Origin of the sequence: Microbacterium yannicii, from assembly GCF_024055635.1 — a bacterium.
Classification (GTDB): domain Bacteria; phylum Actinomycetota; class Actinomycetes; order Actinomycetales; family Microbacteriaceae; genus Microbacterium; species Microbacterium yannicii.
Genome location: NZ_JAMXMB010000040.1, coordinates 239,590 through 263,960 on the forward strand (window position 1 = coordinate 239,590; position 24,371 = coordinate 263,960).

General features: G+C 69.9%; 28 protein-coding genes. 18 read left to right on the forward strand and 10 right to left on the reverse strand.

The genetic code is table 11. The annotated features are described in order from the left end of the window. The first annotated feature begins 71 nt into the window (after positions 1 to 71). Entirely contained in the window at positions 72 to 803 is a 732-nt protein-coding gene (locus NCG93_RS18860) for an NUDIX hydrolase (RefSeq protein WP_194413260.1), read from the forward strand. A gap of 9 nt (positions 804 to 812) precedes the next feature. Here NCG93_RS18860 and NCG93_RS18865 read toward each other — a convergent pair whose 3' ends face one another. Then, positions 813 to 1,388: a DUF2510 domain-containing protein gene (locus NCG93_RS18865; RefSeq protein ID WP_241741600.1), complete on the reverse strand. Its 576-nt coding sequence runs from the start codon at positions 1,386 to 1,388 to the stop codon at positions 813 to 815. 74 nt (positions 1,389 to 1,462) lie between these two features. Here NCG93_RS18865 and NCG93_RS18870 point away from each other — a divergent pair, with 74 nt between their 5' ends. Continuing rightward, a complete protein-coding gene (locus NCG93_RS18870) occupies positions 1,463 to 1,864 on the forward strand; it encodes a PPOX class F420-dependent oxidoreductase (protein WP_194413261.1) in 402 nt (133 codons plus the stop codon). 21 nt (positions 1,865 to 1,885) lie between these two features. Here the strand turns inward: NCG93_RS18870 and NCG93_RS18875 are convergent, their stop codons facing one another. Beyond that, positions 1,886 to 2,878: an LLM class F420-dependent oxidoreductase gene (locus tag NCG93_RS18875; RefSeq protein WP_194413262.1), complete on the reverse strand. Its 993-nt coding sequence runs from the start codon at positions 2,876 to 2,878 to the stop codon at positions 1,886 to 1,888. Between the two features lie 278 nt (positions 2,879 to 3,156). Here NCG93_RS18875 and NCG93_RS18880 point away from each other — a divergent pair, with 278 nt between their 5' ends. The 3 genes from NCG93_RS18880 to NCG93_RS18890 all read left to right on the forward strand — a co-directional run bounded on the left by NCG93_RS18880 (position 3,157) and on the right by NCG93_RS18890 (position 5,915). Further along, entirely contained in the window at positions 3,157 to 4,137 is a 981-nt protein-coding gene (locus NCG93_RS18880) for an alpha/beta hydrolase (RefSeq protein WP_252787606.1), read from the forward strand. Positions 4,138 to 4,222: 85 nt separating this feature from the next. Beyond that, positions 4,223 to 5,311: a DNA glycosylase AlkZ-like family protein gene (locus tag NCG93_RS18885; RefSeq protein WP_194413263.1), complete on the forward strand. Its 1,089-nt coding sequence runs from the start codon at positions 4,223 to 4,225 to the stop codon at positions 5,309 to 5,311. Between the two features lie 67 nt (positions 5,312 to 5,378). Next, the gene (locus tag NCG93_RS18890; RefSeq protein WP_194413264.1) at positions 5,379 to 5,915 is read left to right on the forward strand and encodes a GNAT family N-acetyltransferase; all 537 of its coding nucleotides are present in this window, start codon (positions 5,379 to 5,381) and stop codon (positions 5,913 to 5,915) included. Positions 5,916 to 5,964: 49 nt separating this feature from the next. Here the strand turns inward: NCG93_RS18890 and NCG93_RS18895 are convergent, their stop codons facing one another. The 3 genes from NCG93_RS18895 to NCG93_RS18905 all read right to left on the reverse strand — a co-directional run bounded on the left by NCG93_RS18895 (position 5,965) and on the right by NCG93_RS18905 (position 7,759). Further along, positions 5,965 to 6,300 (reverse strand): cupin domain-containing protein, encoded by a 336-nt coding sequence (locus tag NCG93_RS18895; protein ID WP_194413265.1) that lies wholly within the window; start codon positions 6,298 to 6,300, stop codon positions 5,965 to 5,967. A gap of 78 nt (positions 6,301 to 6,378) precedes the next feature. Then, positions 6,379 to 6,702, reverse strand: a complete 324-nt coding sequence (locus tag NCG93_RS18900; RefSeq protein ID WP_194413266.1) for a DUF7882 family protein — start codon at positions 6,700 to 6,702, stop codon at positions 6,379 to 6,381. A gap of 115 nt (positions 6,703 to 6,817) precedes the next feature. Further along, positions 6,818 to 7,759 (reverse strand): AraC family transcriptional regulator, encoded by a 942-nt coding sequence (locus NCG93_RS18905; protein WP_241741601.1) that lies wholly within the window; start codon positions 7,757 to 7,759, stop codon positions 6,818 to 6,820. Positions 7,760 to 7,939: 180 nt separating this feature from the next. On the opposite strand from NCG93_RS18905, the gene NCG93_RS18910 reads away from it, so the two are divergent. Then, the gene (locus tag NCG93_RS18910) at positions 7,940 to 9,739 is read left to right on the forward strand and encodes a Na+/H+ antiporter (RefSeq protein ID WP_194413267.1); all 1,800 of its coding nucleotides are present in this window, start codon (positions 7,940 to 7,942) and stop codon (positions 9,737 to 9,739) included. A 53-nt stretch (positions 9,740 to 9,792) separates the two neighbouring features. Here the strand turns inward: NCG93_RS18910 and NCG93_RS18915 are convergent, their stop codons facing one another. From NCG93_RS18915 to NCG93_RS18925, 3 genes are all read right to left on the reverse strand, one after another. Then, complete coding sequence (locus NCG93_RS18915; RefSeq protein WP_194413268.1) at positions 9,793 to 10,404, reverse strand: TetR/AcrR family transcriptional regulator; 612 nt, start codon at positions 10,402 to 10,404, stop codon at positions 9,793 to 9,795. 84 nt (positions 10,405 to 10,488) lie between these two features. Further along, entirely contained in the window at positions 10,489 to 10,845 is a 357-nt protein-coding gene (locus tag NCG93_RS18920) for an SPW repeat domain-containing protein (protein ID WP_194413269.1), read from the reverse strand. A 144-nt stretch (positions 10,846 to 10,989) separates the two neighbouring features. Further along, positions 10,990 to 12,018: an LLM class flavin-dependent oxidoreductase gene (locus tag NCG93_RS18925; protein WP_194413270.1), complete on the reverse strand. Its 1,029-nt coding sequence runs from the start codon at positions 12,016 to 12,018 to the stop codon at positions 10,990 to 10,992. 151 nt (positions 12,019 to 12,169) lie between these two features. Here NCG93_RS18925 and NCG93_RS18930 point away from each other — a divergent pair, with 151 nt between their 5' ends. The 3 genes from NCG93_RS18930 to NCG93_RS18940 all read left to right on the forward strand — a co-directional run bounded on the left by NCG93_RS18930 (position 12,170) and on the right by NCG93_RS18940 (position 14,615). Then, complete coding sequence (locus NCG93_RS18930; RefSeq protein WP_194413271.1) at positions 12,170 to 12,475, forward strand: monooxygenase; 306 nt, start codon at positions 12,170 to 12,172, stop codon at positions 12,473 to 12,475. A 118-nt stretch (positions 12,476 to 12,593) separates the two neighbouring features. Further along, complete coding sequence (locus tag NCG93_RS18935) at positions 12,594 to 13,085, forward strand: bifunctional nuclease family protein (protein WP_194413272.1); 492 nt, start codon at positions 12,594 to 12,596, stop codon at positions 13,083 to 13,085. 135 nt (positions 13,086 to 13,220) lie between these two features. Next, positions 13,221 to 14,615, forward strand: a complete 1,395-nt coding sequence (locus tag NCG93_RS18940; RefSeq protein ID WP_194413273.1) for an FAD-binding oxidoreductase — start codon at positions 13,221 to 13,223, stop codon at positions 14,613 to 14,615. Positions 14,616 to 14,675: 60 nt separating this feature from the next. Here NCG93_RS18940 and NCG93_RS18945 read toward each other — a convergent pair whose 3' ends face one another. Further along, positions 14,676 to 15,389 carry an MBL fold metallo-hydrolase gene (locus NCG93_RS18945; RefSeq protein ID WP_194413274.1) on the reverse strand — a complete coding sequence of 238 codons (714 nt, stop codon included), beginning with the start codon at positions 15,387 to 15,389 and terminating at the stop codon, positions 14,676 to 14,678. A gap of 91 nt (positions 15,390 to 15,480) precedes the next feature. Here NCG93_RS18945 and NCG93_RS18950 point away from each other — a divergent pair, with 91 nt between their 5' ends. The 7 genes from NCG93_RS18950 to NCG93_RS18980 all read left to right on the forward strand — a co-directional run bounded on the left by NCG93_RS18950 (position 15,481) and on the right by NCG93_RS18980 (position 21,626). Further along, entirely contained in the window at positions 15,481 to 16,005 is a 525-nt protein-coding gene (locus NCG93_RS18950; RefSeq protein ID WP_194413275.1) for a TetR/AcrR family transcriptional regulator, read from the forward strand. Positions 16,006 to 16,147: 142 nt separating this feature from the next. Then, the gene (locus NCG93_RS18955) at positions 16,148 to 17,143 is read left to right on the forward strand and encodes a glycosyltransferase family 4 protein (RefSeq protein WP_241741602.1); all 996 of its coding nucleotides are present in this window, start codon (positions 16,148 to 16,150) and stop codon (positions 17,141 to 17,143) included. Positions 17,144 to 17,308: 165 nt separating this feature from the next. Further along, positions 17,309 to 18,442 (forward strand): glycosyltransferase, encoded by a 1,134-nt coding sequence (locus tag NCG93_RS18960; protein WP_206687317.1) that lies wholly within the window; start codon positions 17,309 to 17,311, stop codon positions 18,440 to 18,442. Further along, on the forward strand, positions 18,439 to 19,485 hold the full coding sequence (locus NCG93_RS18965) for a glycosyltransferase (protein ID WP_194413277.1): 1,047 nt from the start codon (positions 18,439 to 18,441) through the stop codon (positions 19,483 to 19,485). Before NCG93_RS18960 ends, NCG93_RS18965 begins: the two co-directional genes overlap by 4 nt. Then, positions 19,482 to 20,939, forward strand: coding sequence for a glycoside hydrolase family 130 protein (locus NCG93_RS20420; protein WP_252787607.1), 1,458 nt, complete (start codon positions 19,482 to 19,484; stop codon positions 20,937 to 20,939). Before NCG93_RS18965 ends, NCG93_RS20420 begins: the two co-directional genes overlap by 4 nt. A gap of 64 nt (positions 20,940 to 21,003) precedes the next feature. Next, on the forward strand, positions 21,004 to 21,174 hold the full coding sequence (locus NCG93_RS18975) for a hypothetical protein (RefSeq protein WP_194413278.1): 171 nt from the start codon (positions 21,004 to 21,006) through the stop codon (positions 21,172 to 21,174). Between the two features lie 47 nt (positions 21,175 to 21,221). Next, complete coding sequence (locus NCG93_RS18980; RefSeq protein ID WP_194413279.1) at positions 21,222 to 21,626, forward strand: arsenate reductase ArsC; 405 nt, start codon at positions 21,222 to 21,224, stop codon at positions 21,624 to 21,626. A gap of 64 nt (positions 21,627 to 21,690) precedes the next feature. Here NCG93_RS18980 and NCG93_RS18985 read toward each other — a convergent pair whose 3' ends face one another. Further along, positions 21,691 to 22,218 carry a DUF1269 domain-containing protein gene (locus NCG93_RS18985; protein WP_194413280.1) on the reverse strand — a complete coding sequence of 176 codons (528 nt, stop codon included), beginning with the start codon at positions 22,216 to 22,218 and terminating at the stop codon, positions 21,691 to 21,693. A 325-nt stretch (positions 22,219 to 22,543) separates the two neighbouring features. Between NCG93_RS18985 and NCG93_RS18990 the strand changes: the two genes are divergently transcribed. After that, positions 22,544 to 23,875: a chloride channel protein gene (locus NCG93_RS18990; RefSeq protein ID WP_194413281.1), complete on the forward strand. Its 1,332-nt coding sequence runs from the start codon at positions 22,544 to 22,546 to the stop codon at positions 23,873 to 23,875. Between the two features lie 202 nt (positions 23,876 to 24,077). Beyond that, the gene (locus NCG93_RS18995; protein ID WP_194413282.1) at positions 24,078 to 24,356 is read left to right on the forward strand and encodes a hypothetical protein; all 279 of its coding nucleotides are present in this window, start codon (positions 24,078 to 24,080) and stop codon (positions 24,354 to 24,356) included. Positions 24,357 to 24,371: the final 15 nt, after the last annotated feature.

Below are 24,371 nucleotides of genomic sequence, written 5' to 3' on the forward strand. Positions count from 1 at the left end.
CGAGCGCCGGTCAACCGGCGCGGCTCGCCTCGTCCGCCCGCGACGTCGGAGGATCGGCGTAGCCTGAACGGATGCCGCAGCCCACGACACCGCACGACGGCGAGGTGCTGCCCGGCACGACGCTCGGCGCACGCGCGCAGCTTGCGGCACTGGCAGCCGACCCCGGCGTCGTGCCGTTGCTCGAGCTCCCCGAGCGTGCGAACTCGCGCCCGGCCGCGGTGCTCATGCTGTTCGGCGTGCTGGACGGTCTCCCGAGCGACCACGACGCGCAGGCCAGAGCCGTGTCGCGCGATCTGGACGTGCTGCTGCTCGCTCGCGCGACGACGCTGCGCGCCCACCCCGGTCAGGTCGCCTTCCCCGGCGGACGCCTCGACCCGGGCGACGATGGACCGGTCGGCGCCGCGCTGCGTGAAGCGCGGGAAGAGACCGGGCTCGACACCGCCGGCGTCGAGGTGCTCGGCGTGCTCGGCGACATCTCCCTCGCGTTCTCGCAGCACCTGGTGACACCGGTGCTCGGGTGGTGGCGGCATCCGTCACCCGTCCGCGTGGTCGACGAGGCCGAGTCCGCCGCGGTGTTCCGCGCTCCCGTGGCCGACCTGCTGAACCCCGCCAACCGGGGCGTCACGGTGGTCCGCCGTGACGGACAGGAATGGCGGGGTCCGGGATTCCTCGTGCGGCATATGACGGGGGAGCACCTCGTCTGGGGGTTCACCGGGATGGTGCTCGACGGCCTGTTCGACCGCTTGGGATGGACCGAGCCATGGGACGACACCCGTGAACTGCCCCTCGCGCTGCCGGATTGACCGCGGGACTCAGCGGTACCGGTAGTGCTCGGCGCTCGTGTTGACCCAGCTGACGAATCGGCGTGCCTCGGGGTCGTGGGCGGCGGGATAGGGGGTGACCCAGACCTGCGCTCCGGCGACCACCAGGTGCGGCGCCATCCGGTTGATCGCCCGGTTGATGGTGCGGGGCGTGACGGGACCGCCGGGGCCGAACATGCGCCGCTCGACAGCCGCTGTCGTGAAAGCCGGACGCCGCAGCAATGCATCGCCTGAGTCGACGGATGCCTCGACCTCGGCGACCGGCTGACTCAGGTCGCCGAAGTGGATCCATCGCCCGTCGATGACGATGCCCGCGAAGTCCTGCTCCTGGCCGCTGTAGCGGACGTCGGCGGTCCACCGGCGTCCGTCCCACCAGCGTGTGCGTCCGCGCTGGTCGTCGTACCAGCCGGCCAGCGCGGGACCGGCGGCAGGGGGTCCGGCATCCGTCCGCAGTTCGATGTCGGGCGCGCGCAGGTCGATGTACTGCTCGGTCCAGTGGGTGCCGTCCCACCAGCGCTGTTTGCCCGAGCCGTCGTCGTACCACCCGGCTGCCGGTTGCGTGGCCATGCACCGAGGGTAGTTCGTGACACTCGAGGTCGGCGAGCGGCCTCCGGGGTCGGAGACCACGGCAGACTGGACCAATGCCTTCCGTCGACGACATCCTCCCCGCTGACCGCCGCCACCTCCTCGAGCTCCCGGTGTATGCCCACCTGGGAACGATCCGGCCTGACGACACCGTGCAGGTGAACCCGATGTGGTTCGAGTTCGACGGCGAGCACGTGCGGTTCACGCACACCAACTACCGGCAGAAGTACCGCAACCTGCAGCACAACCCCTCGATGTCGCTGTCGATCATCGACCCCGACCACCCCTTCCACTATCTCGAGGTCGCCGGTCGACTGGTCGAGGTGGTGCCCGATCCCGAGGGCGCGTTCTACGTGCGACTGCAGAACCGCTACGGCAACCCGAGCAGCACGCCGCCGCGCGACAAGGCCGACCGCGTGATCCTGGTCATGTCGGTCGAGCGCGCGACGAAGCAATAGCCGCGGGCCGCGCCGGCGCGGTCAGCTGAGGGCGCGCAGCCGCTCGAGCAGCGGGCCGGCGGCTTCGGCGAGGAAGCGCTCCTGCTGCTCGTCGCCGATCTGCACGAGTGCGACGTCGGTGAAGCCGCCGTCGAGGTAGGGACGCACGCTCTCCGCGAGCTCGTCGAGATCCGGTCCGCACGGGATCGACGACGCGATGTCGTCCGGGCGCACGAAGCTGCTCGCGGCTTCGAAGCCCGCGGGGGTCGGCAGCTCGGCATTCACGGGCCACCCGCCGCCGAACCAACGGAACTGCTCGTGGGCGCGCTGGACGGCGGTGTCCTTGTCGGGATCCCAGGAGATCGGGATCTGGCCGATCTTGCGGGATCCGCCATCCGTGCCGGGCCCCGCGTCGGTGCGCCGCGCGTCGTCCCAGAGCTGCACCAGCTCGGATTTCGGCTCGACGGCGATCATGTGGTCGGCCATCGGAGCGAACGAGCCGATCGACTCCTCGCCCGACACGGCGACGCCGATCTCCACCCGGGTGTCGGGCACGTCCCAGATGCGCGCGGAGTCCACGCGGAAGTGCTCGCCCTGGTAGGTCAGCAGCTCACCCGAGTGCAGCTCGCGGATGATCTCGATGGCCTCGATCAACCGATCCTGGCGGACGTCGACGTTCGGCCAGCCCTGTCCGACGACGTGCTCGTTCAGGTTCTCGCCCGAACCCAGCCCGAGGATGAACCGGCCTTCGCTGAGGATCTGCAGCGTCGCGGCCTTCTGGGCGACGACAGCGGGGTGGTAGCGCATCGTGGGGCAGGTGACATACGTCATCAGCTCGACGCGCGAGGTCGCATGGGCGACGGCGCCCAGCACCGTCCAGGCGTACGGCGAGTGCCCCTGGCTCACGAGCCACGGCGAGTAGTGGTCGCTCGAGACCTCGAAGTCGAAGCCGACGTCCTCCGCCGCCTCCGCGTAGCGCACCAGCTCTCGCGGGCCGCTCTGCTCGCCCATCAGCGTGTATCCGAATCGCACCATCGTCGCTCCTCCGCATCTGCGCGCCGGCCACCCCGGATGGCGGCCGCCTTCGGCACGATACGAACGAACGGACGGCGTCGCGCGGGGATTGCAAGCCCGCGATGCGGGTGCTAGCGGGTCATCGTCCGCCCGTCGCACACTGCCTCCCTCGCCCGCCCTCCACGTCAGCGAAGGGCGGGGGAGAGCGCAGGAGGAGGGGAAGCCGCGACGCCGCGTCAGCGCAGCGTCAGCTGGTGCGAGTGCGTGCCTCGACGGCCGGATCCGGATAGCATTGTCCGGTGTCGACGAAGACCCCGCCCGAACCTTTCCACCCCGATCTCGCCGCCGCGAAGTGGATCCCGCTCTTCAGCGCCGGACCCCGCACGCTCTGGATGTTCCGCGCCACCCCTCGTGGCATCGGCCCGGATTCCGAGGTCGACGTCGCGACGGTGCGGGTAGACACTCCGGCGGGGGAGCGGCCCTACCGTGTGTTCCGGCCGCGGCGGAGGTCGGCGGCGGCACCGGTTCCGGCACTGTTCTGGATCCACGGCGGAGGACTGATCCTCGGCACGCCGCAGCAGGACGACGGCACGAACCTCGCGCTCGCACGCGACCTCGGCATCGTCGTCTTCGGGGCGTCGTACCGCCTCGCCCCGGAGCATCCGGCGCCCGCCGCACTCGACGACCTGGTCGCCGGGTTCCGCGAGGTCGTCGCACGTGCCGCCGAATTCGGCGTCGATCCCGACCGCATCGCGATCGGGGGTGCCAGCGCCGGTGGCGGGCTGGCCGCCGCGCTCGCGCAGCGCCTCCACGACGAGGGCGGACCGCAGCCCGTCTTCCAGCTCCTGGTCTATCCCATGCTCGACGACCGCACGGTGCTGCGCGACGACGTCGACCCGCGGCATGCGCGCATGTGGTCGCCGTCGAGCAACCGGTTCGCGTGGTCGGCCTATCTCGGCGCGGACGCCGATGGATCAGACGACGCCTCGGGCACCGGCATCCGCTCGGCCGTGGTTCCCGCGCGGCGTGAAGACCTGAGCGGACTGCCGCCGGCGTGGATCGGCGTCGGCACTCTCGACCTCTTCCACGACGAAGGAGTCGGATACGCGGGTCGCCTGACGGCGGCCGGAGTGCCGTGCGAGCTCACTGAGGTGCCCGGCGCGTTCCACGGTTTCGACGCGGTGTTCCGCAAGGCCGGCGTGACGCGCGCGTTCCACGAGGAGTGGGCCCGCGTGCTGCGCTCCGCTCTCGGACTCGAGACCGGCCCGGCCGCGGGCTGACGGGCACGCGTCGCCCGTTGCGCCCGCCGCCACCCTCGCCGAGCGGCCCCTCCGCATCTGAAACGGCGTCGGCTACGGTCGGGGGATGACCCCGCATCACCTCACACGTGATCAGGCGCGCCGCCTCGTGGTGCGGGCGCAGCTGCTCGACGCCGACCGGCCGGGCGACGTCGTCGAGGTCGCCGAGCAGCTCGCGTACATCAAGATCGATCCCACGGCGACGATCGCACCCTGCGAGCACACGGTGCTGTGGTCGCGGATCGGGTGGTCGTACGAGTCGGGCCAGTTGCGCAAGGCGGTCGAGGGCGACCGTCTGCTCTTCGAATTCGACGGCGCCTTCCGGCCGATGAGCCTCCTGCCGCTGATGCTGCCGGGCATGCGGCGCTGGCCGCAGCGCGAGAGCAGCAAGCAGTGGCTGTCGGCGAACGCCGGTTTCCGCGCCGATGTGCTGGCGCGGCTGCGCGCGGAGGGTCCGCTCCTCGCGAGCGACATCCCCGACACGGCGCAGGTCAGTCGCGCGCCCGACGGATGGTCGGGATCGAACCAGGTTCCTCACATGCTCGACTTCCTGTTGCGTCAGGGCGAAGTGGCCGTCACCGGCCGCGAGGGCCGCCATCGCCGCTGGGATCTCGCCGAGCGCGTCTACCCGCAGGACCTGCCGGAGTACGACGACGAGGAGGCCGCCGCACTGCTGGCCGCGCGGCGCCTGCAATCGGCCGGCATCGCCAAGCCGCACTGGTACTGGACCGGCGTCGCGAAAGACAGCGGAGAGCCTGCCGTGGTCGAGGGCAGCTCCGTGAAGTACCGCGTCGATCCCGAGGCGCTCGCCGCGCTCGATGACGAGGACTCCGGCGGTCGCGTGGCCTTCCTCAACCCGTACGACAGCCTGCTGTACGACCGCAGACGCCTCGCAGAGCTGTTCGAGTTCACCTATGTGCTCGAGCAGTTCAAGCCGAAGGCCGAGCGCCGCTACGGCTACTTCGCGCACCCGATCCTGATGGGCGATCGCTTCGTCGGCATGCTCGACGCCGAAGTCGACCGCGAACACGAGGCACTGAAAGTGACCGCCGTTCACGAGTTCCTGCCGTTCGAGCCCGAGGAGTCCGAGATGGTGCGCGCCGAGATCGCCGACCTCGCCGAATGGCTCGGCGTCTCGGTGACCGGACTGCCCTGAGCGAGCGGATGCCGCGGCCCGCGGGTCGACGTGTCCCACCGGCATGGCTGCACAAGGCGTAGGGAGCATGGCGCGTCTCGGTACGCTCGACGACGTGACTCCTCGTACTCTCGCCGGTGGCGCGATCCTTCGTGAGGCCGCCCGCGGCGACGAGCCCGGCATCCTCGCGTGCATCCAGGGACTGGCGGTGTACGAACGTGAGCCCGATGCCGTCGAGAACACCGTCGACGCGCTCGAGGCTGCCCTGTTCGGCGACGACCCCCGCGTGTTCGCCCATGTCGTCGAGCGCGGAGGCGTGATCGTCGGCGTCGCGATCTGGTTCGTCACGTACTCCACCTGGACCGGGCGGCACGGCATCTGGCTCGAGGACCTCTTCGTCGACCCGGGCCAGCGCGCCTTCGGCTACGGCAAGGCGCTGCTCGCGTCGCTGGCGAGGGTGTGCGTCGACCGGGGCTATTCGCGCTTCGAATGGACGGTGCTCGACTGGAACGACCCCGCGATCGGGTTCTACCGCTCGATCGGCGCCGAGCCGATGGGCGAATGGACGACGCAGCGCCTCACCGGCGAAGCTCTTGCCGCGCTCGCGGCCACGCTCGACGACTGACCGGCACGCGGCGACGCTCGCGCTGACCGGCGCGACGGGCGTCCGGCGGTCAGGGCACGCGGTTCGACACGGTCAGCAGCACGACCGAGTCTTCGAGCGCCGCGAGACTGTGACGCTGCGGCGGCACGGTGAGGTGGTCTCCCGCCATCCCTTCCCAGGATTCGTCCGCCGCGATCAGGCGGACGCGGCCGTGGAGCACCTGCAGCGTCGCCTCGTGCGGGCTGTCGTGCTCCGACAGCTCGTGGCCTGCGAGCAGTGCGATGACGGTCTCGCGCAGGGCGTTCTCGTGACCGCCACGGATGGTGCGCGCGGCGCGGCCGCTGGATGCCGCCCGCGCCTTCGCCATGAGGTCGTCGATCACATCGGCCAGGTCCCTGCTGTCCATAGCATCGCCTCCATCGCCTCGGCTGGCCGGAGTCTACCGGTGCCAATCCCACGGCTGACAGGGGTGCTGCGGTGCCGCTCAGCCCAGCAATTCGGATCCGCCGTCGTCGGTCGGCTCGGCCACGATCCGCAGGCCTCCCGGCGAGTTGGCCGTGTGCATCAGCGCCTCGAGCCAGGTCCGGTTGATCTTCGCCGGTCGGCCGCCGTAGTACGTGAACACCAGGTTCGCTGCCGCGTGCATCCAGACTGTGGTCCGTCCGCCGCCCGTGCTGACGTCCCCGTGCCACGTGAAGTAGAACGGCTCGTTGCGGCGCAACTTGGTGCCGATGGTGACCTGCAGGTGGGAGAGCACGCGATCGTCGAACTCCGCGCGGATGCCGCTCTCGTAGATGAACTTGCCCACGTGCCTCCCTCGGCGAGCCGCCTGCCCGCACGAAGAGACTCTGCGACAGCGCGCGCGGACCCGTCGCATCGCAGACCTTCTCGCGAAAGCACGGCCCGCGAAACGAAACGCCGGGTCACTCCCCGCGCAGCGTCTGCCGCGGCGATCTTCCGTACGCCTCGCGGTAGTGCTTGGCGAAACGCGATGCGCTCGCGAAGCCCCAGCGTCGTGCGACCTCGGACACGCTCACGGGCATTGCCTGCTGCAACTCGGCGTGCGCCCCGGCCAGCCGTTCCCGCCGGAGATACTCCGTCGGGGTCTGGTCCAGAGCGCGACGGAAGGCGTACTGAAGTCCCCGTGACGAGATGCCGGACGCCACGGCGACGTCGTCGACGGTGATGGGCTCGTGGGCGTGCTGCTCCATGTAGGCGATCGCGCGGCGGACGCTCCGCGGGGCCGCGCGCCGCTGGGACGAGCGTTCGAGGGCGGCGCCGAAGGCGGGGGAGAAGGCCGCCAGGGTGGCGTGGAGGGCGTGGCGCCGAAGCTCGACCTCGATCAGGGGAGTGGCCGCTCCCGGCACGAAGGACGATCCGGCGACATGCTGGAACACGCGTTCCCAGTGCGCCGCGAGATCCCGGTCGACCGGCGCAGGTCGTGTCGTGGCGGCGCGCAGTGCGAAGCGGTCGTCGCCGGCGAGGCGTCGCGCCTCCTCCTCGGCCAGGGCGCGGTCGAATACGAACGCGCGCACATCGGCCCGGGTATGCCAGCGCGCACTCGTGGGATCGTCCAGGGAGAGCCACGGCAGCCCCGCGTTCAGGTCGCCACGCGGGGTGCCCACCCATCCGCCGCGCGAGGCGACACGACACGCCATGAGCTGACCGTCCGGCTCGATCGCCGACTGCACCGAGGCATTCAGACGGTACTTGACGACGGAGAAGCCCGGCATCGCCGCGGACGTCCAGGAGAACGCGAACGTGCGGGGGTCGACGCGCTGCAGGGCCGCGGACGGCACGAAACGGCGCCACGTCGACTCGACATCGCCGACCTCTCGCGACGCGAGCGTCAACAGTTCGCCCAACCCTGCCCTCCCGGCATCCCGCGACACGTGCCTCAGTGCCCGGGATGGACAATATAACTCCGACGCGGGAGGCGGTCCGAATGCTCGCGCATGCTCGCGACCGCCGTCGCCTCGTCAGGCAGAAGGGAATCCCGTCGCCCCCGGTGCGGTTGGATGGTCAATGCACCGAAGGGAGCCCGCATGAATGGACTCGAGGTCACCGTCCTGCTCGGAATCACCGTGCTCACCGGTGCGATCCTCGCCCCGAAGCTCCGAGTGGCCGTGCCGCTGCTGCTCGTCGTCGCGGGGCTCGCGCTCGGGTTCATCCCCGAGGTGCGCGAGATCGCGCTGCCGCCGGAGACCGTGCTGCTGCTGTTCCTGCCGGTGCTCCTCTTCTGGGAGAGCATGACGACGTCGCTGCGTTCGATCATCCGCGACTTCCGCGGCATCGTCCTCATGAGCACACTGCTCGTCGTGGCCAGCGCGTTCGCCGTCGCCGGCGTCGCCTACGCACTCGGCCTGCCGTGGAATGCCGCGCTCATCCTCGGTGCGGCGGTGGCACCGACCGACGCGACCGCCGTCGCCGCGCTCGGACGCATGCTGCCGCGCCGCAACTTCATGAACCTCAAGGCCGAGAGCCTCACCAACGACGGCACCGCGCTCGTGCTGTACGGGGTCGCCGTCGGCGTTGCCGTGGGCGGCCAGTACACCCCCCTCGATGTGACGGGGTTGGTGCTGCTGTCGTATGCGGGCGGCGCTGCTGCCGGTGTCGCCGTCGCGGGCATCGCATTCCTCGTGATGCGGCGCATCCGCAACACGCTGAACCTCAACATCGCACTCCTCCTGGTGCCGTTCACCGCGTTCCTGCTCGCGGAGCTGATCCACGCGTCGGGCGTGCTGGCGGTGGTCGTGGCGGGACTGATCGTGGCCTACATCACGCCGAGGATCAGCACGGCGGCGTCCCGTCGTCAGGCCGCCTGGACCTGGCCGCTCGGGTCCTTCCTTCTCAACGGCTCGCTCTTCGTGCTCATCGGCTTCGAGGTGCAGGCCGTGGCCCACGAGATTCCAGGCCGCGAGATCGGGTGGCTGGTGGTCATGACACTGGCATCGTGGCTGGTGCTGCTCGTGGCGAGGTTCGTGTTCCAGACGACCTCGGTCATGATCATCCGCCTCCTGGATCGCCGGCCGTCGCAGCGACTGCGACGCACCACCTACCGGGCGCGCATCGTGAGCGCCGTGGCCGGATTCCGGGGAGCGGTGTCGCTCGCGATCGCGCTCTCGGTGCCGCTGACGACCACCTCAGGCGACCCGATGCCCGGGCGCGACGAGATCATCTTCGTCACGGCGGGGATCATCCTGCTGACTCTGCTCGTGCAAGGCCCGATCCTGCCGGCCGTGGTGCGCTGGGCGCGGCTTCCCGACGACAGGGCGATGCAGGAGGAGCTCGAGCTTGCGGAGCGCGCGATCACCGGCGCGGCCCTCACGGCGATGAAGGAGCTCGCGCACGATCACGGCGTCAGTGAGGAGACCCGCGACCGCCTGACCCGCGACTACTACGACTACCTCGAGCGCGAGAACGAGCGCGTGCTGGCGCGGGAGCAGGCGGAGTTCGACCGCAAGATCGCCCACCTCGACACGATGATCGAGGGCGAGGCGATCGAGGCCGGGGCGATCGGGGCCGGGGCGGTCGACGGCACGGCGGCCACACCGACCGCAGGCCCGACCGGCGGTTCGCTGGGAGCCACGGACGGCATGGGAGCGGCGGGTGCGGAGGATGCTGCCACCGCGACGACCGTCCTCGAGGCGCCCGCGCGGCTGCCCTCACCGCGCGAGCGTGACGAGGAGTACTCGCGGCTGCGGATAGCCCTGCTGGACCGCAAGCGCGAGGTACTGTACCGGCTGCGCCGAGAGGGCGCGGTCGACGACACCGTGGTGACCCGGATCCAGACCCGACTCGACGTGGAGGAGCTGCGCATCACCGGCGTCGAAGTGCTGGACTGAGTCGGCGACCGGCGGGTCGGCGCCCGCTCGTCGGCCCGGGCGAACGCGACGTCTTATACCCCGGGTGCGTGCAGGCCGGCCGAGATGAGGTCGGCGAGCGCCGGCAGGTCGGCGGCATCGGTCGGACCGGCCCAACCCTCATCCGCGGCCGGCGCGGGCCCCTCATCCCCGGAGGGAGACGCGAGCGACGGGGTCGTGATGATCGCCACCCATGCTTCCGCGGCGACCCGCACACGACGCGCGGCGATCGGATGGAGGATGCTCGCCCCGAGCACCCGCTCGACGATCGCCTGCAGCTGGCTGCGGTAGTCACGCAGTCTCGCGCGGACCTCCGGGTGCGTCCGGTGCTCACGCCACACGATGACGCCCCGCACCGCTGACTCGCGCTGCAGTTCGCGCAGCCTGCCCGTGACGTTGAGCAGCGACTGGGCGGGATCTCCTTCCGCGATCAGCGCGGAGGTGTCGACGGGATCGAGGTCGAGCCGTTCGCCCATCAGCGCACGCAGCAGGTCCGTCTTGCTCGGGAAGTAATAGAAGAGCAGCCCCTTCGGCACCCCGGCCCTCTCGGCGATCGCACCGGTCGGAGTGGCGTCGAAGCCGCGTTCGGCGAAGAGGCTCTCCGCGGCGTCGAGGATGAGGCCGCGGCTCTGTCGGTCTCTCGTCATACCAGGTCCCTGCACGAGCGGCGGGGGCGTCGGCTGTGTCCGGCGCCCCCGTCTGGGCCGTGCACATGTGTGCGCAGGGGCACGTCAGTGCGGGAGCGAACGGTCGTGCATGTGCATGGCCGGGCGGACGGCGAGTGCGGCGACGATGACCGCGACTGCTCCGCCGATCCAGCAGATCCAGGCGGCCGTCGAACCCATGTCGGCGTATCCACCCAGCCACGGAGCGACGAACAGCACCGCACCGAGCGCGAGTTGCACGTACTCCATCGCGACCATTCCCGGCATCGCGAGGTTCATGACGCCGGCGACGATCAGCAGGATGCCGACGATCAGCATCCACGGCATGGAGGCGCCCATCGGCGGTATGAGCAGTGCCGCCACCGCGGCGACGAGGCCCACGACCACGGCGACCCAGTCCTCCCAACGAGTCCACTTGTTCATCGGAATCTCCTCCTTCGGAGACGGTGATGGCTCCCGATCGGGGGTCGATACCAAAGTATTCCTGACTGACCGACCGGTCAAGATCCCGCAGACGCCGCCAGAGCGTCCTCCGGCTCGCCGGGAGCGGGGGAGGAGGATGGATCCTCAGACGCGGGCGGGCTGCCAGCCGAGCGCGGGGGCGACGTGCTTCGCGAACGACTCGATCATGCGCAGGTTGAACTCCACGCCGAGCTGGCTCGGGATGGTGAGCATGAGGGTGTCGGCGGAGGTGATCGCCGCGTCCTGCTGCAGCTGCTCCACGAGCTCGTCGGGCTCACCGGCGTAGGTCTTGCCGAAGGTGGAGCGGATGCCGTCGATGACGCCGATCTGGTCGCCGTCCTGTCGCCCGCCGAAGTACATGCGTTCCTCGGCGGTGGTGATCGGGAAGATCGACCGACTCACCGAGACCCGCGGTTCGCCCCCATGGCCGGCTTCTCGCCACGCGCCGCGGAAGGCGTCGATCTGCTCCGCCTGAAGGATGTCGAACGGCCGTCCGTCCGCGGAGGTGAGCAGCGTCGACGACATGAGGTTCACGCCCCGGCGGCCGGCCCACTCGGCGGAGTCGCGGTTGCCGGCGCCCCACCACACGCGGGATCGCAGCCCGGGGGAGTGCGGCTCGATGCGCTGCAGCCCGGTGCCCCCGCCGAAGGGCGACGACGGGTCGCGCTCGGCAAGGCCTTCGCCCTCGATCGCGCGCAGGAACAGTTCGAAGTGGTCGCGGGCGATATCGGCGCCCCGGGGGTCGTCCGATCCGGTGTACCCGAACGCCTCGTAGCCCCGGACGACGCTCTCGGGTGACCCCCGGCTCACGCCGAGCGCGAGTCGGCCGTCGGAGATCAGGTCGAGCGCAGCAGCCTCTTCGGCCAAGTACAGCGGATTCTCGTAGCGCATGTCGATCACGGCGGTGCCGACCTCGATGCTCCGGGTGCGCGCCGCGATCGCGGCGAGCAACGGCATCGGCGACGCCTGCTGGCGGGCGAAATGGTGCACCCGGAAATAGGCGCCGTTCACGCCGAGGTCGTCCATTCCCTGGGCGAGGTCGATCGCCTGGTGCAGGGAGTCGGCCGCGGTGAGCTGCCGCCCGCCGCCGAGCGGGCCGTAGTGTCCGAACGAGAGGGTTCCGAAGCGCTGCATGTCGACTGCAACGGTACGCCCGCGGCATCCATTCCGGTGAATGCAGTGCAGGTCCGTCCTGCCGACCGCGTCACGAGCCGTCACGAGGGAAGCGTTGTCGGCGCTTCGTGGTTGCCTGGAACTCAGAGACAGGACGACGGAAGGACGAAGCATGGCACATCTTCTCGTGTTCGAGTTCCCCTCGCCGGGGCCGTTCGGCGCTGAGGCGGTCACCGCGTTCAGCGACCTCGCCCGCGACATCGCAGGGGAGAAGGGCCTCGTGTTCAAGGTGTGGACAGAGGATGCCGAGACCGGAATCGCGGGCGGCGCCTACCTCTTCGAGACCAAGGAGGACGCCGATCGCTACCTCGCGTTCCACAGCGAACGGCTGCGCAGTGTCGGCGTGACCGACATCGACGCCCGCAGCTACGGCGTCAACGACGGACTGTCGGCGATCACCGGCATTCCGTCGCGCTGAGCGGCTGAGGCCGGCAGCGGTCGCACGCGCGTGACCCACTGTCCGTCTGCGGCCGGCCGTGTCTACGATGGCCGGACAGAAGATCGCAGTGGGATGCCCCGGTGAGAGGAGGCGCGTCATGGTTCAGGTCCGCGTAGCCGGCGTCGCCCTCGACGCGTCAGGACAGCACGTGCTGCTGCTGAAGCCGGTGGATCAGATCCCCGGCGACGGCATGGTGCTGCCGATCTGGATCGGGCAGCTCGAGGCCACCTCGATCCTCGTGGCGGTGGAGAACGCCGATGTGCCCCGCCCGCTCGCGCACGACCTGATGGGTCTGATGCTCGCGGCGCTGGATGCCTCGGCGACACGGGTGGAGGTCACCCGCATCGAAGACGGCACCTTCTACGCCGAGATCACGATCTCGACCGCGCTCGGCGATCGCATCGTCGATGCGCGGCCGTCGGACGCCATCGCGCTCGCGTCGCGCGTGGGGGCGCCGATGTGGGTGGCGGACCACGTCCTGGCGGAGGCGGGCGTGCCCGATGTGCTGACCGAGACCGACGCGTCCGAGCGTCTGGACGAGTTCAAGCGCTTTCTCGACGAGGTGGAGCCCGAAGACTTCGAGAGCTGAAAGTCCGCCGCGGCGACATGTATCTGGAGCGTCGCGGCCTGCTCTTTCGTGGGGTGGCCCGCGCCCGAAGTGCGGGCCATGCCGACGGCAGTCCGGTGGGCGTGCCGTCGTGACCGCTTCCTCGAAAGGCAATGCATGTCCCTCAACGATCTCGCCATCGACGTTCCCCAGGCCGCGGCGGGCGCGGCCGCAGCAGAACTGCGCGCGGCGCTCGGCACCCGCGTGCTGCTGCGCGGTGACCGGGGCTTCGACGCCGCCCGGACGCCGTGGAACGTCGCGGTGTCGCAGCATCCGTTCGCCGTGGCCCTTCCCGAATCGGCCGACGACGTCGTCGACGTCGTGCGCGCCGCGACGCTCTCCGGGCTCCGAGTCGCGCCGCAGTCGACCGGCCACGCCGCCGGCGCCTTGGCCGACACCGACCTGACACACACCGTGCTCGTCTCGCTCAAGGCCCTCCGCGGCGTGGCCGTCGACCCCGAGGCGCGCACTGCCCGGGTGCTCGGCGGCTCGCTCTGGAACGATGTGCTCGAGGCGGCCGGGCCGCACGGCCTCACGGCGCTGCACGGCAGCGCCGGCGACGTGTCGGTCGTCGGCTACACGCTCAGCGGCGGGCTCTCGTTCTACGCGCGTGCGCACGGGCTCGCCGTCAACGCGGTGCGGGCGATCGAGGTCGTGACCGCCGAGGGCACGCTCGTGCGTGCCAGCGAGACCGAGCACCCCGACCTCTTCTGGGCGCTGCGGGGCGGCTCCGGCGCCTTCGGCGTCGTCGTCGCGATCGAGATCGACCTGCTGCCGATCGCCGAGGTCTACGCCGGCATGCTGCTCTGGGACGCCTCGCGGGCTGCCGACGTCGCCCACGCGTGGGCGCAGTGGACGGGTACCGCGCCCGAGACGGCGACCACGACGCTGCGGATCATGAACTTCCCGCCGCTGCCGCAGCTTCCGCCCTTCCTCTCCGGCCGCTCAGTGGTCGTGATCGACGGTGCGATCGATGAGACGGATGCCGCGGCATCCGCTCTGCTCGCCCCACTTCGTGCGCTGGAGCCCGAGATCGACACGTTCGCCCGCATCCCCGCGCCCGCTCTCGTCGGCGTCCACATGGACCCGCCCGAGCCCACCCCCTCCGTCACCTGGCATGCGACGCTCGGCGCCCTCCCGTCGGAGGCCGTGGACGCGTTCGTCGATGCCGGGCAGATTCCGGGGGTCTTCGTGCAGGAGGTGCGGCACGTCGGCGGCGCGGCGAACCACAGGCCCGTCGGAGGCGGCGCGATCGCGTCACTCGACGGCCAGTACCTGGTGCACACCATCGGCATGGTGCCGGTGCCCGAGGCGCTTCCCGCCGCCACGGCTGCCGTGCGCGCCGGTGTGGCGGCGCTCGAGCCGTGGCGGATCGACGCCCTGGCGCTGACCTTCATTGACGCGCCGGGCGCCGACCGCGCGGCGGCCTTCGGATCGGCGTGGACGCGTCTGCGGCAGCTCAAGCTCGCCTACGACCCGGCGAACCTCTTCGCGGCGGCACGCCCGGTCTGACACGGAGTGGCCGGCACGGAGCGGACGGGTTCAGCCCGCTCCACTCCGTGTCGGCGTGACTCAGGCTGCTCCGCTCCGCACCGCGGCTGCGACGTCAGCGGGTGCGCCCTGCCAGGGCGCACCGTGTCCGGGAAGCACCCAGGAGGCGGACAGGCCGGCGAGGCGGTCGAGCGATGTGGATGCCTCGTCCGGGTCGTCGGTGAACGGGGCCGGCTGCATGCCCTGGTGGCCGGTGAGCACGTGACGCGTCGTGAGCGCGTCGCCGACGAACACGGCCTCGACGAGGGGCACGTGCACCGCGATGCTGCCGGGGGAGTGTCCGGGCATCCCGACGATGACCGGCGAGCCGGGCAGGTCCAGGACGTCGCCGTCGTGCACCTCGACGACCTCCGACACGTACGTCGTGGGCATCGCCCGCTTGCGCAGCGCGTAGGCGAAGAAGCCGAGAGTCGGTCCCAGCTTCATCGGGCCGCTCGCGACCTTGGGCTTCTCCCCGGTGCGTGCGCGCTCGGCATCCGCCTCGTGCACGTAGACGGGCACGCCGTGGTCGCGGCGCAGGCGCTCGGCGAAGCCGATGTGGTCGCTGTCGCCATGGGTGAGGACGACGCCCTTGACGTCGGCGGGCGTGAGGCCGAGGCCGTCGAGCTCACGCACGAGGTCCTTCCAGTGACCGGGAAGACCCGCGTCGATGACGGTGACGCCATCGTCCGTGACGACGAGATATGCGGCGACGATGTCGTTGCCGATGCGGTGCAGGTGCGGTGCGAGCTTCATGACGCATCCTTCAGGGTGAGTGTCCGGGGTTGGCATGGCTACGATACGTAGCTATGATGGCTCATGTCAATAGCCATCGAGAGGATGCCGCATGCCGACGCCGGAACGCACGTCATACGCCGAGATCGTCGCGGCCGCGTCCGACCTTCTCGAGGAGTCCGGGCTCGCCGGGCTCACCATGCAGCGGGTCGCCGACCGGGTGGGAGTGCGCGCGCCGTCGCTCTACAAGCGCGTCCGCGACCGTGATGCGCTCGTCGAGGCGGTCGCCACTGCCACGGTGGAGGAGCTGACACGCAGGCTCGAGGCATCCGATCGCTCCCTGGAGAGGCTGGCGCGCGCCTACCGGGATCTCGCGCACGAACGCCCCGAGGGCTTCCGGCTGATGTTCGCCGCTGCCGCGCCGCAGCAGCTGCTCGATCATGCCGGTCTCACCATCGTCGAGAGTGCCGCCGCCGTCGTCGGTGACGCGCACGCGCTGGACGCGGCGCGGCTCGTCACCGCGTGGGCGACCGGCTTCATCCACATGGAGCTCGGCGGCGCGTTCCGGCTCGGCGGCGACGTCGACGCCGCCTTCGAGTACGGGCTCGCCGCGCTGCGGAGGGGACTCGGCGCCTGAGGGACTGCCGGGTCCCGCGTGATGTACTGCACGACGGTGTCTCCAGCGATTCAGCTGGCAGGCGTAGCCTCGGCGTGATCGAGCCAGGAGGTGGCATGATTCCCGCATACGCCGTCACCCAGCGACGAGCATGAAGGTCGGCATGCTCGGACCGATCGCGTGGCGCACGCCGCCGCGCCACTACGGGCCGTGGGAGCGCGTCACCAGCCTGCTGACCGAGGGGCTGGTGCGCCGGGGCGTGGAGGTCACGCTGTTCGCGACGGCCGACTCCGAGACATCGGCGACGCTCGCGTCCGTGGCAGCGCACGGCTACGCCGAGGATGCACAGATGGATGGGCGGGTGTGGGAGGCACTGCACGTCGCACGTGCGATGGAGCGGTCCGCCGAGTTCGACATCGTGCACAACCAGCTCGACTGGCTGCCGCTCGCGTTCGATGCCCAGTGGGCTGCGCCGATGGTGACGACGATCCACGGTTTCTCGGGTGAGGCGATCCTGCCGGCCTACGAACGGTCGACATCCGCCTTCGTCTCGATCTCGGACGCCGACCGCTCGCCCGCCCTGGACTACGTGGCGACGGTCCATCACGGCATCGACATGGCCGAACTCGACAGCGCCGCGTCGGCCGGGGACGACCTCGTCGTCTTCGGGCGCATTCACCCCGACAAGGGCATCGCCGACGCGATCGAGATCGCCGCCCGCGCAGGACGTCGGCTCGTCATCTGCGGGATCGTGCAGGACGCCGCCTACTTCGCGGAGCGGATCGAGCCCCACATCGACGGCGACAGAGTCGTGTACCGCGGATCGGTGGGCCCCGCCGAGCGGGCCGACGTGTTGACATCGGCTGCCCTGCTGCTGCACCCCATTCACTTCGACGAGCCGTTCGGGCTGTCGGTCGTGGAGGCCATGGCGTGCGGCACCCCCGTCGTGGCGTACCGGCGCGGATCGATGCCCGAGCTCATCGACGAAGGCGTCACGGGTTTCGTCGTCGACGATGTCGCTGCGGCCGTCGACCGCGTCGCGGCCGCGGTGGCGCTCGACCGACGCGCCGTCCGCGCCCGGGCCCGCGAGCGGTTCGACGTCGAGCGCATGGTGGATGGCTACCTCGAGGTCTACGACCTGGTCCTCGCCTCCCTGTGAAGTCGCACATGGGGGAGGTGTAGGGTGCGTAGCAAAGCGCGGCCATGCTCACCGGTCGTGTAAACCGAACCGCGGCGACGCCGGCGTAGTTCCACGAGGGATGCCGTCGGCAGACGTCTCGAGTCCTCGGGGTCGATCGACACCGGGCCGACAGAGATGGTCATCATGACCCGTTTCGGTTTTCTCTCCACCTATCCGCCCACCCGCTGCGGTCTCGCAACGTTCACGGCTGCGCTGGCCGGTGCGCTCGCTGACGGAGAGCCGCACGCACCCACGATCATCCGGGTACTCGACGTGAAGGAGAGCCCTCGAGGTGCCGCAGGGATCGGCCGGATCCCGAGCACGGTCGATCTGGTCGGAGGCAACCGGGTGACCATGCGTGCGGCCGTCCGCGCGCTCGAGGAGTGCGACGTCGCGGTCGTTCAACACGAGTACGGCATCTATGCGGGCCCGGACGGCGACGAGATCATCCCGTTGCTCCGCTCACTGAACACCCCGGCGATCGTCGTGCTGCATACGGTGCTCACCGCGCCGACCGCTCACCAGCGGGTCGTCCTCGACACGGTGTGCAAGCTGGCCGCGATCGTCGTCGTGATGACCGACAACGCCAGGGAGATCCTGATGCGCACCTACAGCGTCCAGCGATCCAAGGTCCGCGTCATCCCTCACGGCGTTTCGGTGCCACGTGAAGCTCACGTGTCGAATGACGGCGGGCCGAAGCGCGTCCTCACGTGGGGGCTCCTCTCGCCCGGCAAGGGAATCGAGTGGGGCATCCGCGCCCTGGCGCAGTTGCAGGATGCCGGCGCCTCGGTGGAGTACGTCATCGCCGGCCAGACCCATCCCAAGGTGCTCGCCCGTGAGGGCGAGCGCTATCGCGAAACTCTGCAGCGCCTGATCGACGACCTCGACCTGACCGGCGTCGTCACATTGGACGACCGCTACCTCGATGACGCGCAGCTCGCAGAGAAGGTGGCGCGGGCCGACGTCGTCCTGCTGCCCTACGACTCCCGTGATCAAGCGACGTCGGGCGTGCTGATCGAGGCTGTCGCCGCGGGAGTGCCTGTCGTGGCGACAGGCTTCCCGCACGCCGTCGAGCTGCTGGGAAAGGGAGCGGGGATCATCGCGCGGCATCAGGACCCGCAGTCGATGGCAGCGGCCATCCGGACGATCCTCGGCGAGGCAGCGACGGCGCAGCAGATGCACGACGCTGCGCTGCAGCACACACAGGACGCGTCGTGGCCCGCGGTCGCCGAGCAGTACCGCGCACTGGCCGACCGCATGGTGGCGATCGCGGCATGACCGGTCATCACGGCGACCGGGACGCGTCCGGCTCACCGAGCTTCCGTCACCTCCTGGCCATGTCGGACGGTCACGGCGTCTTCGAGCACGCGCTGCTGGATGAGCCCCGCCGGGATCACGGCTACTGCGTCGACGATGTCGCTCGTGCTCTCGTCGTGCTGTTGCGTGAGCCCGAGCGCACTCCGGAACTCGATCGGCTCGCCGGCACCTGTCTGCGATTCCTCGAGGCCGCTGTCGACGTCGACGGTCAAGTGCACAACCGCATGGCTGCCGGCGGCACATGGACGGATGACGCCGGACTCGGCGATTGGTGGGGTCGTGCAGTACGCGCCCTCGGCGCGGCATCCGTCGCCCTTCCGACGGCATCCGATCGCTCACACGCTCGGACCGCGTTCCACCGGGCCGCTTCTTCGAGATCACCGCACGGGCGTGCGATGGCGTTCGCGACGCTGGGAGCGGTCGACGTGCTCAGCGCCGATCGCGACGATCTCTCCGCTCGCGCCTTGCTGCTCGACGGGGTCGCTTCCATCGGGGCCCCGTCCGACGCTCGCTGGCCCTGGCCGGAGTCGCGCCTGCGCTACGCCAATGCAGCGCTTCCCGAAGCCCTCCTCGCCGCGGGCGCAGTCATGGACGACCCGTGGCTCGTGGCTCGTGGACTCGCGATGCTGCGATTCCTGCTCGAAGTCGAGACGCGGGACGGCCACCTGTCAGTGACGGGTGTCGGAGGCCGCGGCCCCGCGCAGAGGTCAGTGCAGTTCGATCAGCAGCCCATCGAGGTGGCTGCTATCGCGGACGCGTGCGCCCGTGCCTTCGACATCAGCGCGGACCCTTCGTGGCGCGACGGCGTCGCGACGGCGTGGGCGTGGTTCACGGGCGACAACGACGCCCTCACGCCCATGATCGATCGCGAGTCGGGAGCCGGTTTCGACGGACTGGAAGCAGGCGGGCGCAACGAGAATCGAGGCGCGGAGTCCACTCTCGCAGCACTCGGCACGTACCAGCAGGCGGCCCGCCTCGGAGTGCTGGAACGAGTGGCGCCGTGACGATCCGCGAGCATCCTGCGGGCCTCGATCACGATCCGGGCCGTGTCGTGGCCAGATTCTTCCTCCCCGGTGAGGGACTCCGCTCGTCGCACTCGCGTGTCGCACAGATCATCGCTCGGGTGCTCGCTGTGCCGGCTGCCCTGACCGAGCGGATGGCGGCCGAGGTCGTGCGGGAACTCTCAGCCAGACACGCGGGTGTCGCGGAGCTGCTGGCGGCGAATGCCCGAGCCGTCGCCAGCCGCATCGTGGCCCCCGCCGCTCTCACGGATGCTCAGGGAGCGGTGCTGGGGGCTGCCTTCACGGCGGAGTATGCCGTCGAAGGGGCGGCCCTCTGCAACCCGAGCGCCGTCGAGCATCCCTCGCAGGACGGGCTCGCGCCGAACGAACTGCGGGTCGCCATCGCCCTGCGCTGCATCGGAGAAGGGCACGTCTCGTCGATCGGGTTCGCCGAAGCAGTGATCGACGCCGATGGCGGCTGGACGTTCGAGAAACGGTCGACGCCCCTGACGCTTCCTCTCGTGCGGGGCGCCGAGTGGTCGCGACTGCACTTCGGCCGCGCGCTCGAACATGAGGGCCACCTCACCGACCTGGCCAGCGCGGTGCTCAGCAATCTTCCCGAACGGTTCAGCGTGGCCGAGCTGGAGTACGCCCTCCTCGCGCTCCCGGATCAGCTCTCGACCCGTCCCGACAGCCGCTGGCCGACGCAGGCGATGCGCGACATGGCGGCATCCGCGTACCGGGCCGAATTCCCGCCCGCCACGCCGCTGAGTGGACGGATGCTTCTGCCCGTCGATGCCGAGGAGAACCACGGTATGGAAGACGCGAGGTTCGTTCGCTTCACCGGTGCCGACGGCGTCACCGGCTATCGCGCGACCTACACCGCGTACGACGGACGCGACATCGCGCCGCGCCTGATCACATCGCCGGATCTCCGTGAGTTCACGATTCACCGCCTGACCGGCAGTGGCGCACACAACAAGGGGATGGCGCTGTTCCCCCGGCTCGTCGGTGGTCTCCACCTCGCCCTCAGCCGCACCGACGGTGAGAACATCTCGCTCGCGACGTCGGTCGACGGCGTCATCTGGGACGATGCGGGCATCGTCCATCGACCGACCGAGCTCTGGGAGCTCGTTCAGCTCGGAAACTGCGGCGCGCCGATCGAGACCGAGAGCGGATGGCTGGTCCTCACACACGGCGTAGGGCCTTTGCGCACGTATTCGCTCGGGGCGATCCTGCTCGATCTCGATGACCCGTCTCGCGTGGTGGCACGGTCGCGCGAGCCGCTTCTGCAGCCGGCGAGCATGCTGCGAGACGGGTACGTGCCCCGGGTGGTGTATTCCTGCGGCGCGATCGCACATCGGGGGACGCTGTGGATTCCCGTGGGCGTCGGCGATGACCGCATCCGCGTCTTCTCGATCGGGATCGATGAAGTGATCGCGTCGCTCCGTTCGTGAGCGCGTCGACGATCTCGGGCAATCTTCCGCCCGCACACCGGGGAGGCGGGAGTAGCCTGAGATCATGCTGACGGCGATCGTGATCCTCCTGGTGGTGTGGGCGATCCTGGCTGTCGTGGGGTTCGCTCTCGAGGGACTGCTCTGGCTTGGGATCATCGGCGTCATCCTCTTTATCGGTACCCTGATCTTCGGTTTCGTGCGGCGGGCGGCCGGCCGCCGCAACAGCCGCCCTTGACCGAGCGTCGAAGGACCAGCGTCCCTGCGAGGGAAGGCGAGACTGTCGTGAGCGAGAAGCCGACTGTCCTGTTCGTCTGCGTGCACAACGCGGGTCGCTCCCAGATGGCGGCGGGCTACCTCCGCGCTCTCGCCGGCGACGATGTCGAGGTGCTGTCCGCGGGATCCGCGCCGAAGGACGCGATCAACCCGGTCGCCATCGCAGCGATGGCGGAGGAGGGGATCGACATCGCCGGCAACACCCCCAAGGTGCTCACCGTCGACGCCGTCAGGGAGTCCGATGTCGTGATCACGATGGGCTGCGGTGACGCCTGCCCGATCTTCCCCGGCAAACGCTACGAGGACTGGAAACTGGATGACCCGGCGGGACAGGGGATCGAGGCTGTACGTCCGATCCGCGACGCGATCCGCGCCCGCGTTGTCACGCTGTTGTCGGAGCTGGTTCCCGTCTGAGCCTGCGAGAAGATGTTCCACGACAGAGGCCCGGCGCTGTTCCGCCGGGCCACTGCCATGTCAGCTACGAGTTGATCTGCTCGACGACGTCGTCGGCCGACTCCTCGATCGCCTTGCGCAGCTTGTCGTAGTCGTCGGAGTCGATCGCCTTGCTGATGCGCTTGTCTGCCCGCGTCAGGGCCTTCTCGACGTTGTCGGCCCACTTGTCGTCGACGACCGCGACGACGGCGGAAGTGCCGGGCGCGAGGTACTCGTCGACGTCGACGCCGAACTGCTTCTCTTCGCGGTTCTTCTTGATCTTTCCGAGGATCGCGCCGATGCCGGCGCCGACGGCGGTGGCCGCCAACAGTGGCGGCGCGAACAGGCCGACCACCACTCCAGCGCCGGCACCCCACGCTGCACCGTGGCCGACCGACTTGTCGCCGTGCTCCTTCACCTGCACCTTGCCATCCTTGTCGCGGACGAGCACCACGGCGCCGACGATCTCATAACCGCCGGTGTCCTGGCCGCTTCGGAGCGCTTCGTAGTCGTCCGAGGCTGACGCCGTGTCGTCGTACGAGCCGACTACGAGTGCGAGGTTCTGCGTACCCATCGATCTCTCCTCTTGTTGATCTCCGAAGCGGCCGGCCGGTCGTCTCGGGAGTCTGGGTCATCGGGGGTGCTGTGATCCTATTGCCCGGTCGACGCACGTGCGAGGGTCCAACGGGTGAATCTCTCCGCATCGTCGTGTCGTGGACAGCGTCGAACGCGTACTGGCATTCTGGTGCGCACGCGACCTGATTCCTCGCACCGGTCGCCCGAGCGGGCGGAGTCCCCATGACCGAGATCGCGACGAGCCCGCGGATGTCCATCTCGCGGATTCCACGGCAGCCGACCGCGCCTGCCGTATCGCCCGACATGCATGAGGTACGGGCATCGTGAGTGCGCATCGGCCGCCGGCGGACCGGGGCGACGCCGGAGCCCCTGCCGAGCAGCCGGAGCCGTCGACGGCCGACGATGTTCCCGTCGCCGAGACCGGAGACTTCTGGCTCCTGCTCGGCGCTGCTGCGCTGCTCGGCGTCTTCGGCGGCCTGTTCGGCCTGTTCTTCATGTGGCTGCTCCACCTCGGTCAGAGCTGGTACGCCTACTCGAGCCCCGGCTGGATGGGGGGCCACTGGTGGTGGGTCGCGCTGACGGCTGCTGCCGGGCTCGTCATCGGGCTGCTCCGCTGGGCCACCCGCCTGCCGTTCAAGACACCGGGATTGATCGCCGACCTGCAGGACCAGTATGTGAACCCGCGCCTCGTGCCCGGCATCCTGCTCGTCTCGACCGCATCGCTCATCGGCGGGGCGAGTCTCGGCCCCGAGAAGGCGCTGGGCTCGGTGGGCGGCGGCCTCGGCCAGTGGATGGCAGCCAGACGTCGACTCGACGACGACGGGCGCGGCGCCACGACGCTCAGCGGAATGGCCGGCGCCTATGGGGGGCTCTTCTCGAGCCCGGTCATCGTCGTGATGATGATCGTCGAGATCGCGCGCCCCGGGGGAGCGAAGCTCACCAGGGTGCTCGTCACCTCGATCATCTCGGCCAGCATCAGCTTCGGCGTCTACTTCGCGATCGCGGGCACGGTCTTCCTCGACCTCTACGAAGTTCCGTCGTTCTCCTACGAGAACTGGTACCTCTTGGCAGGCGTGGGCATCGGCCTTCTCGCCGCGATCGTGAGCGCTCTGCTCGGCCTGATCGTCACTGTCTCGGGCAAGCTGTTCGACAGGCTGCGGTTGCCCGACATCGTCAAGTCGATCATCGGCGGCGTGCTGTTCGGCGTCATCGGCGTGGTCCTGCCCCTGACGATGATGACGGGCACCGATCAACTCGGCGTCGTGCTGAAGGAGGGATCGACGCTCGGTCTCGGACTGGTCGCCGTGCTGGTCATCGCGAAGATGATCACGATGGGAGTCAGCCTCGGCAGCGGCTTCATCGGTGGCCCGATCTTCCCGTCTCTCTTCATCGGCGGCACCGCCGGCGTCGCGCTGCACCTCGCGGTGCCAGGTCTTCCGCTCGGCCTCACCTTCACGTGCATGCTGGCGGCGGTCGTCGGGGGGTTCGTCTCGGCGCCGTTCGCGATGGTGCTCTTCGCCGCATTCACCACGCAGATCGGCGCCCTGAACACCACCCCCGTTCTGCTTGCGGTCATCACCTCGTTCGTCACGGTTCAGGCGGTCCAGTTCCTTCTCGCAAGGCGCGCGCGCGCTGCGGATGCCCCGACTCATTGACGAGCAGGTGCGACGCCGGACGCGCCACAGCAGGTAGCGCTGCAGCCTCCGACAAGCGGCGCGTGACCAGTGTCCCCGGGTTCCCGGCGACCCGGTGAGCACTGCCCCGCGGTCGCTCGTCAACCCCCTCCTTGTCTCCGCTTCGCGTAGACGATTGTGGCGGCATTCCCTCGCGACATCCTTAGGACGAGGAGGTGCGCTCATGTACACCACCGCATGGACGGGACGGTCTTCCGCCGCGACGACGGAACGGCGTCGACCCGAGCTGGTCTGGGTCGGCGACGGGGGATGGGTCGCCTGTGACCCGGCGGTTGACGCCCACGATCCCGGGCGCGTGCTCGCCTATCTCGAATGCAAGGACGGCGTCGTCTACGTCATGTGCGTGACGGTCCGTCCCGAAGTGATCGAGTTTCCCACCCTCCGGACGGCACTCGATGCCCTCGACGCGATACTGGTGGGCGGCGTTCGCCAGAGCGGTTGACGCCCGCACATCGAG

What these genes read in the sequence shown, in the direction of transcription:
- NCG93_RS18920 (WP_194413269.1), bottom strand. Translation starts at nt 10,845, where the DNA reads ATGAACAAGTGGACTCGTTGGGAGGACTGGGTCGCCGTGGTCGTGGGC.
- NCG93_RS18870 (WP_194413261.1), top strand. Translation starts at nt 1,463, where the DNA reads ATGCCTTCCGTCGACGACATCCTCCCCGCTGACCGCCGCCACCTCCTC.
- NCG93_RS18860 (WP_194413260.1), top strand. Translation starts at nt 72, where the DNA reads ATGCCGCAGCCCACGACACCGCACGACGGCGAGGTGCTGCCCGGCACG.
- NCG93_RS18955 (WP_241741602.1), top strand. Translation starts at nt 16,148, where the DNA reads ATGCTCGGACCGATCGCGTGGCGCACGCCGCCGCGCCACTACGGGCCG.
- NCG93_RS18925 (WP_194413270.1), bottom strand. Translation starts at nt 12,018, where the DNA reads ATGCAGCGCTTCGGAACCCTCTCGTTCGGACACTACGGCCCGCTCGGC.
- NCG93_RS18950 (WP_194413275.1), top strand. Translation starts at nt 15,481, where the DNA reads ATGCCGACGCCGGAACGCACGTCATACGCCGAGATCGTCGCGGCCGCG.
- NCG93_RS18975 (WP_194413278.1), top strand. Translation starts at nt 21,004, where the DNA reads ATGCTGACGGCGATCGTGATCCTCCTGGTGGTGTGGGCGATCCTGGCT.
- NCG93_RS18985 (WP_194413280.1), bottom strand. Translation starts at nt 22,218, where the DNA reads ATGGGTACGCAGAACCTCGCACTCGTAGTCGGCTCGTACGACGACACG.
- NCG93_RS18995 (WP_194413282.1), top strand. Translation starts at nt 24,078, where the DNA reads ATGTACACCACCGCATGGACGGGACGGTCTTCCGCCGCGACGACGGAA.
- NCG93_RS18865 (WP_241741600.1), bottom strand. Translation starts at nt 1,388, where the DNA reads ATGGCCACGCAACCGGCAGCCGGGTGGTACGACGACGGCTCGGGCAAA.
- NCG93_RS18885 (WP_194413263.1), top strand. Translation starts at nt 4,223, where the DNA reads ATGACCCCGCATCACCTCACACGTGATCAGGCGCGCCGCCTCGTGGTG.
- NCG93_RS18930 (WP_194413271.1), top strand. Translation starts at nt 12,170, where the DNA reads ATGGCACATCTTCTCGTGTTCGAGTTCCCCTCGCCGGGGCCGTTCGGC.
- NCG93_RS18935 (WP_194413272.1), top strand. Translation starts at nt 12,594, where the DNA reads ATGGTTCAGGTCCGCGTAGCCGGCGTCGCCCTCGACGCGTCAGGACAG.
- NCG93_RS18915 (WP_194413268.1), bottom strand. Translation starts at nt 10,404, where the DNA reads ATGACGAGAGACCGACAGAGCCGCGGCCTCATCCTCGACGCCGCGGAG.
- NCG93_RS18965 (WP_194413277.1), top strand. Translation starts at nt 18,439, where the DNA reads ATGACCGGTCATCACGGCGACCGGGACGCGTCCGGCTCACCGAGCTTC.
- NCG93_RS18890 (WP_194413264.1), top strand. Translation starts at nt 5,379, where the DNA reads ATGGCGCGTCTCGGTACGCTCGACGACGTGACTCCTCGTACTCTCGCC.
- NCG93_RS18910 (WP_194413267.1), top strand. Translation starts at nt 7,940, where the DNA reads ATGAATGGACTCGAGGTCACCGTCCTGCTCGGAATCACCGTGCTCACC.
- NCG93_RS18945 (WP_194413274.1), bottom strand. Translation starts at nt 15,389, where the DNA reads ATGAAGCTCGCACCGCACCTGCACCGCATCGGCAACGACATCGTCGCC.
- NCG93_RS18940 (WP_194413273.1), top strand. Translation starts at nt 13,221, where the DNA reads ATGTCCCTCAACGATCTCGCCATCGACGTTCCCCAGGCCGCGGCGGGC.
- NCG93_RS18875 (WP_194413262.1), bottom strand. Translation starts at nt 2,878, where the DNA reads ATGGTGCGATTCGGATACACGCTGATGGGCGAGCAGAGCGGCCCGCGA.
- NCG93_RS18960 (WP_206687317.1), top strand. Translation starts at nt 17,309, where the DNA reads ATGACCCGTTTCGGTTTTCTCTCCACCTATCCGCCCACCCGCTGCGGT.
- NCG93_RS18895 (WP_194413265.1), bottom strand. Translation starts at nt 6,300, where the DNA reads ATGGACAGCAGGGACCTGGCCGATGTGATCGACGACCTCATGGCGAAG.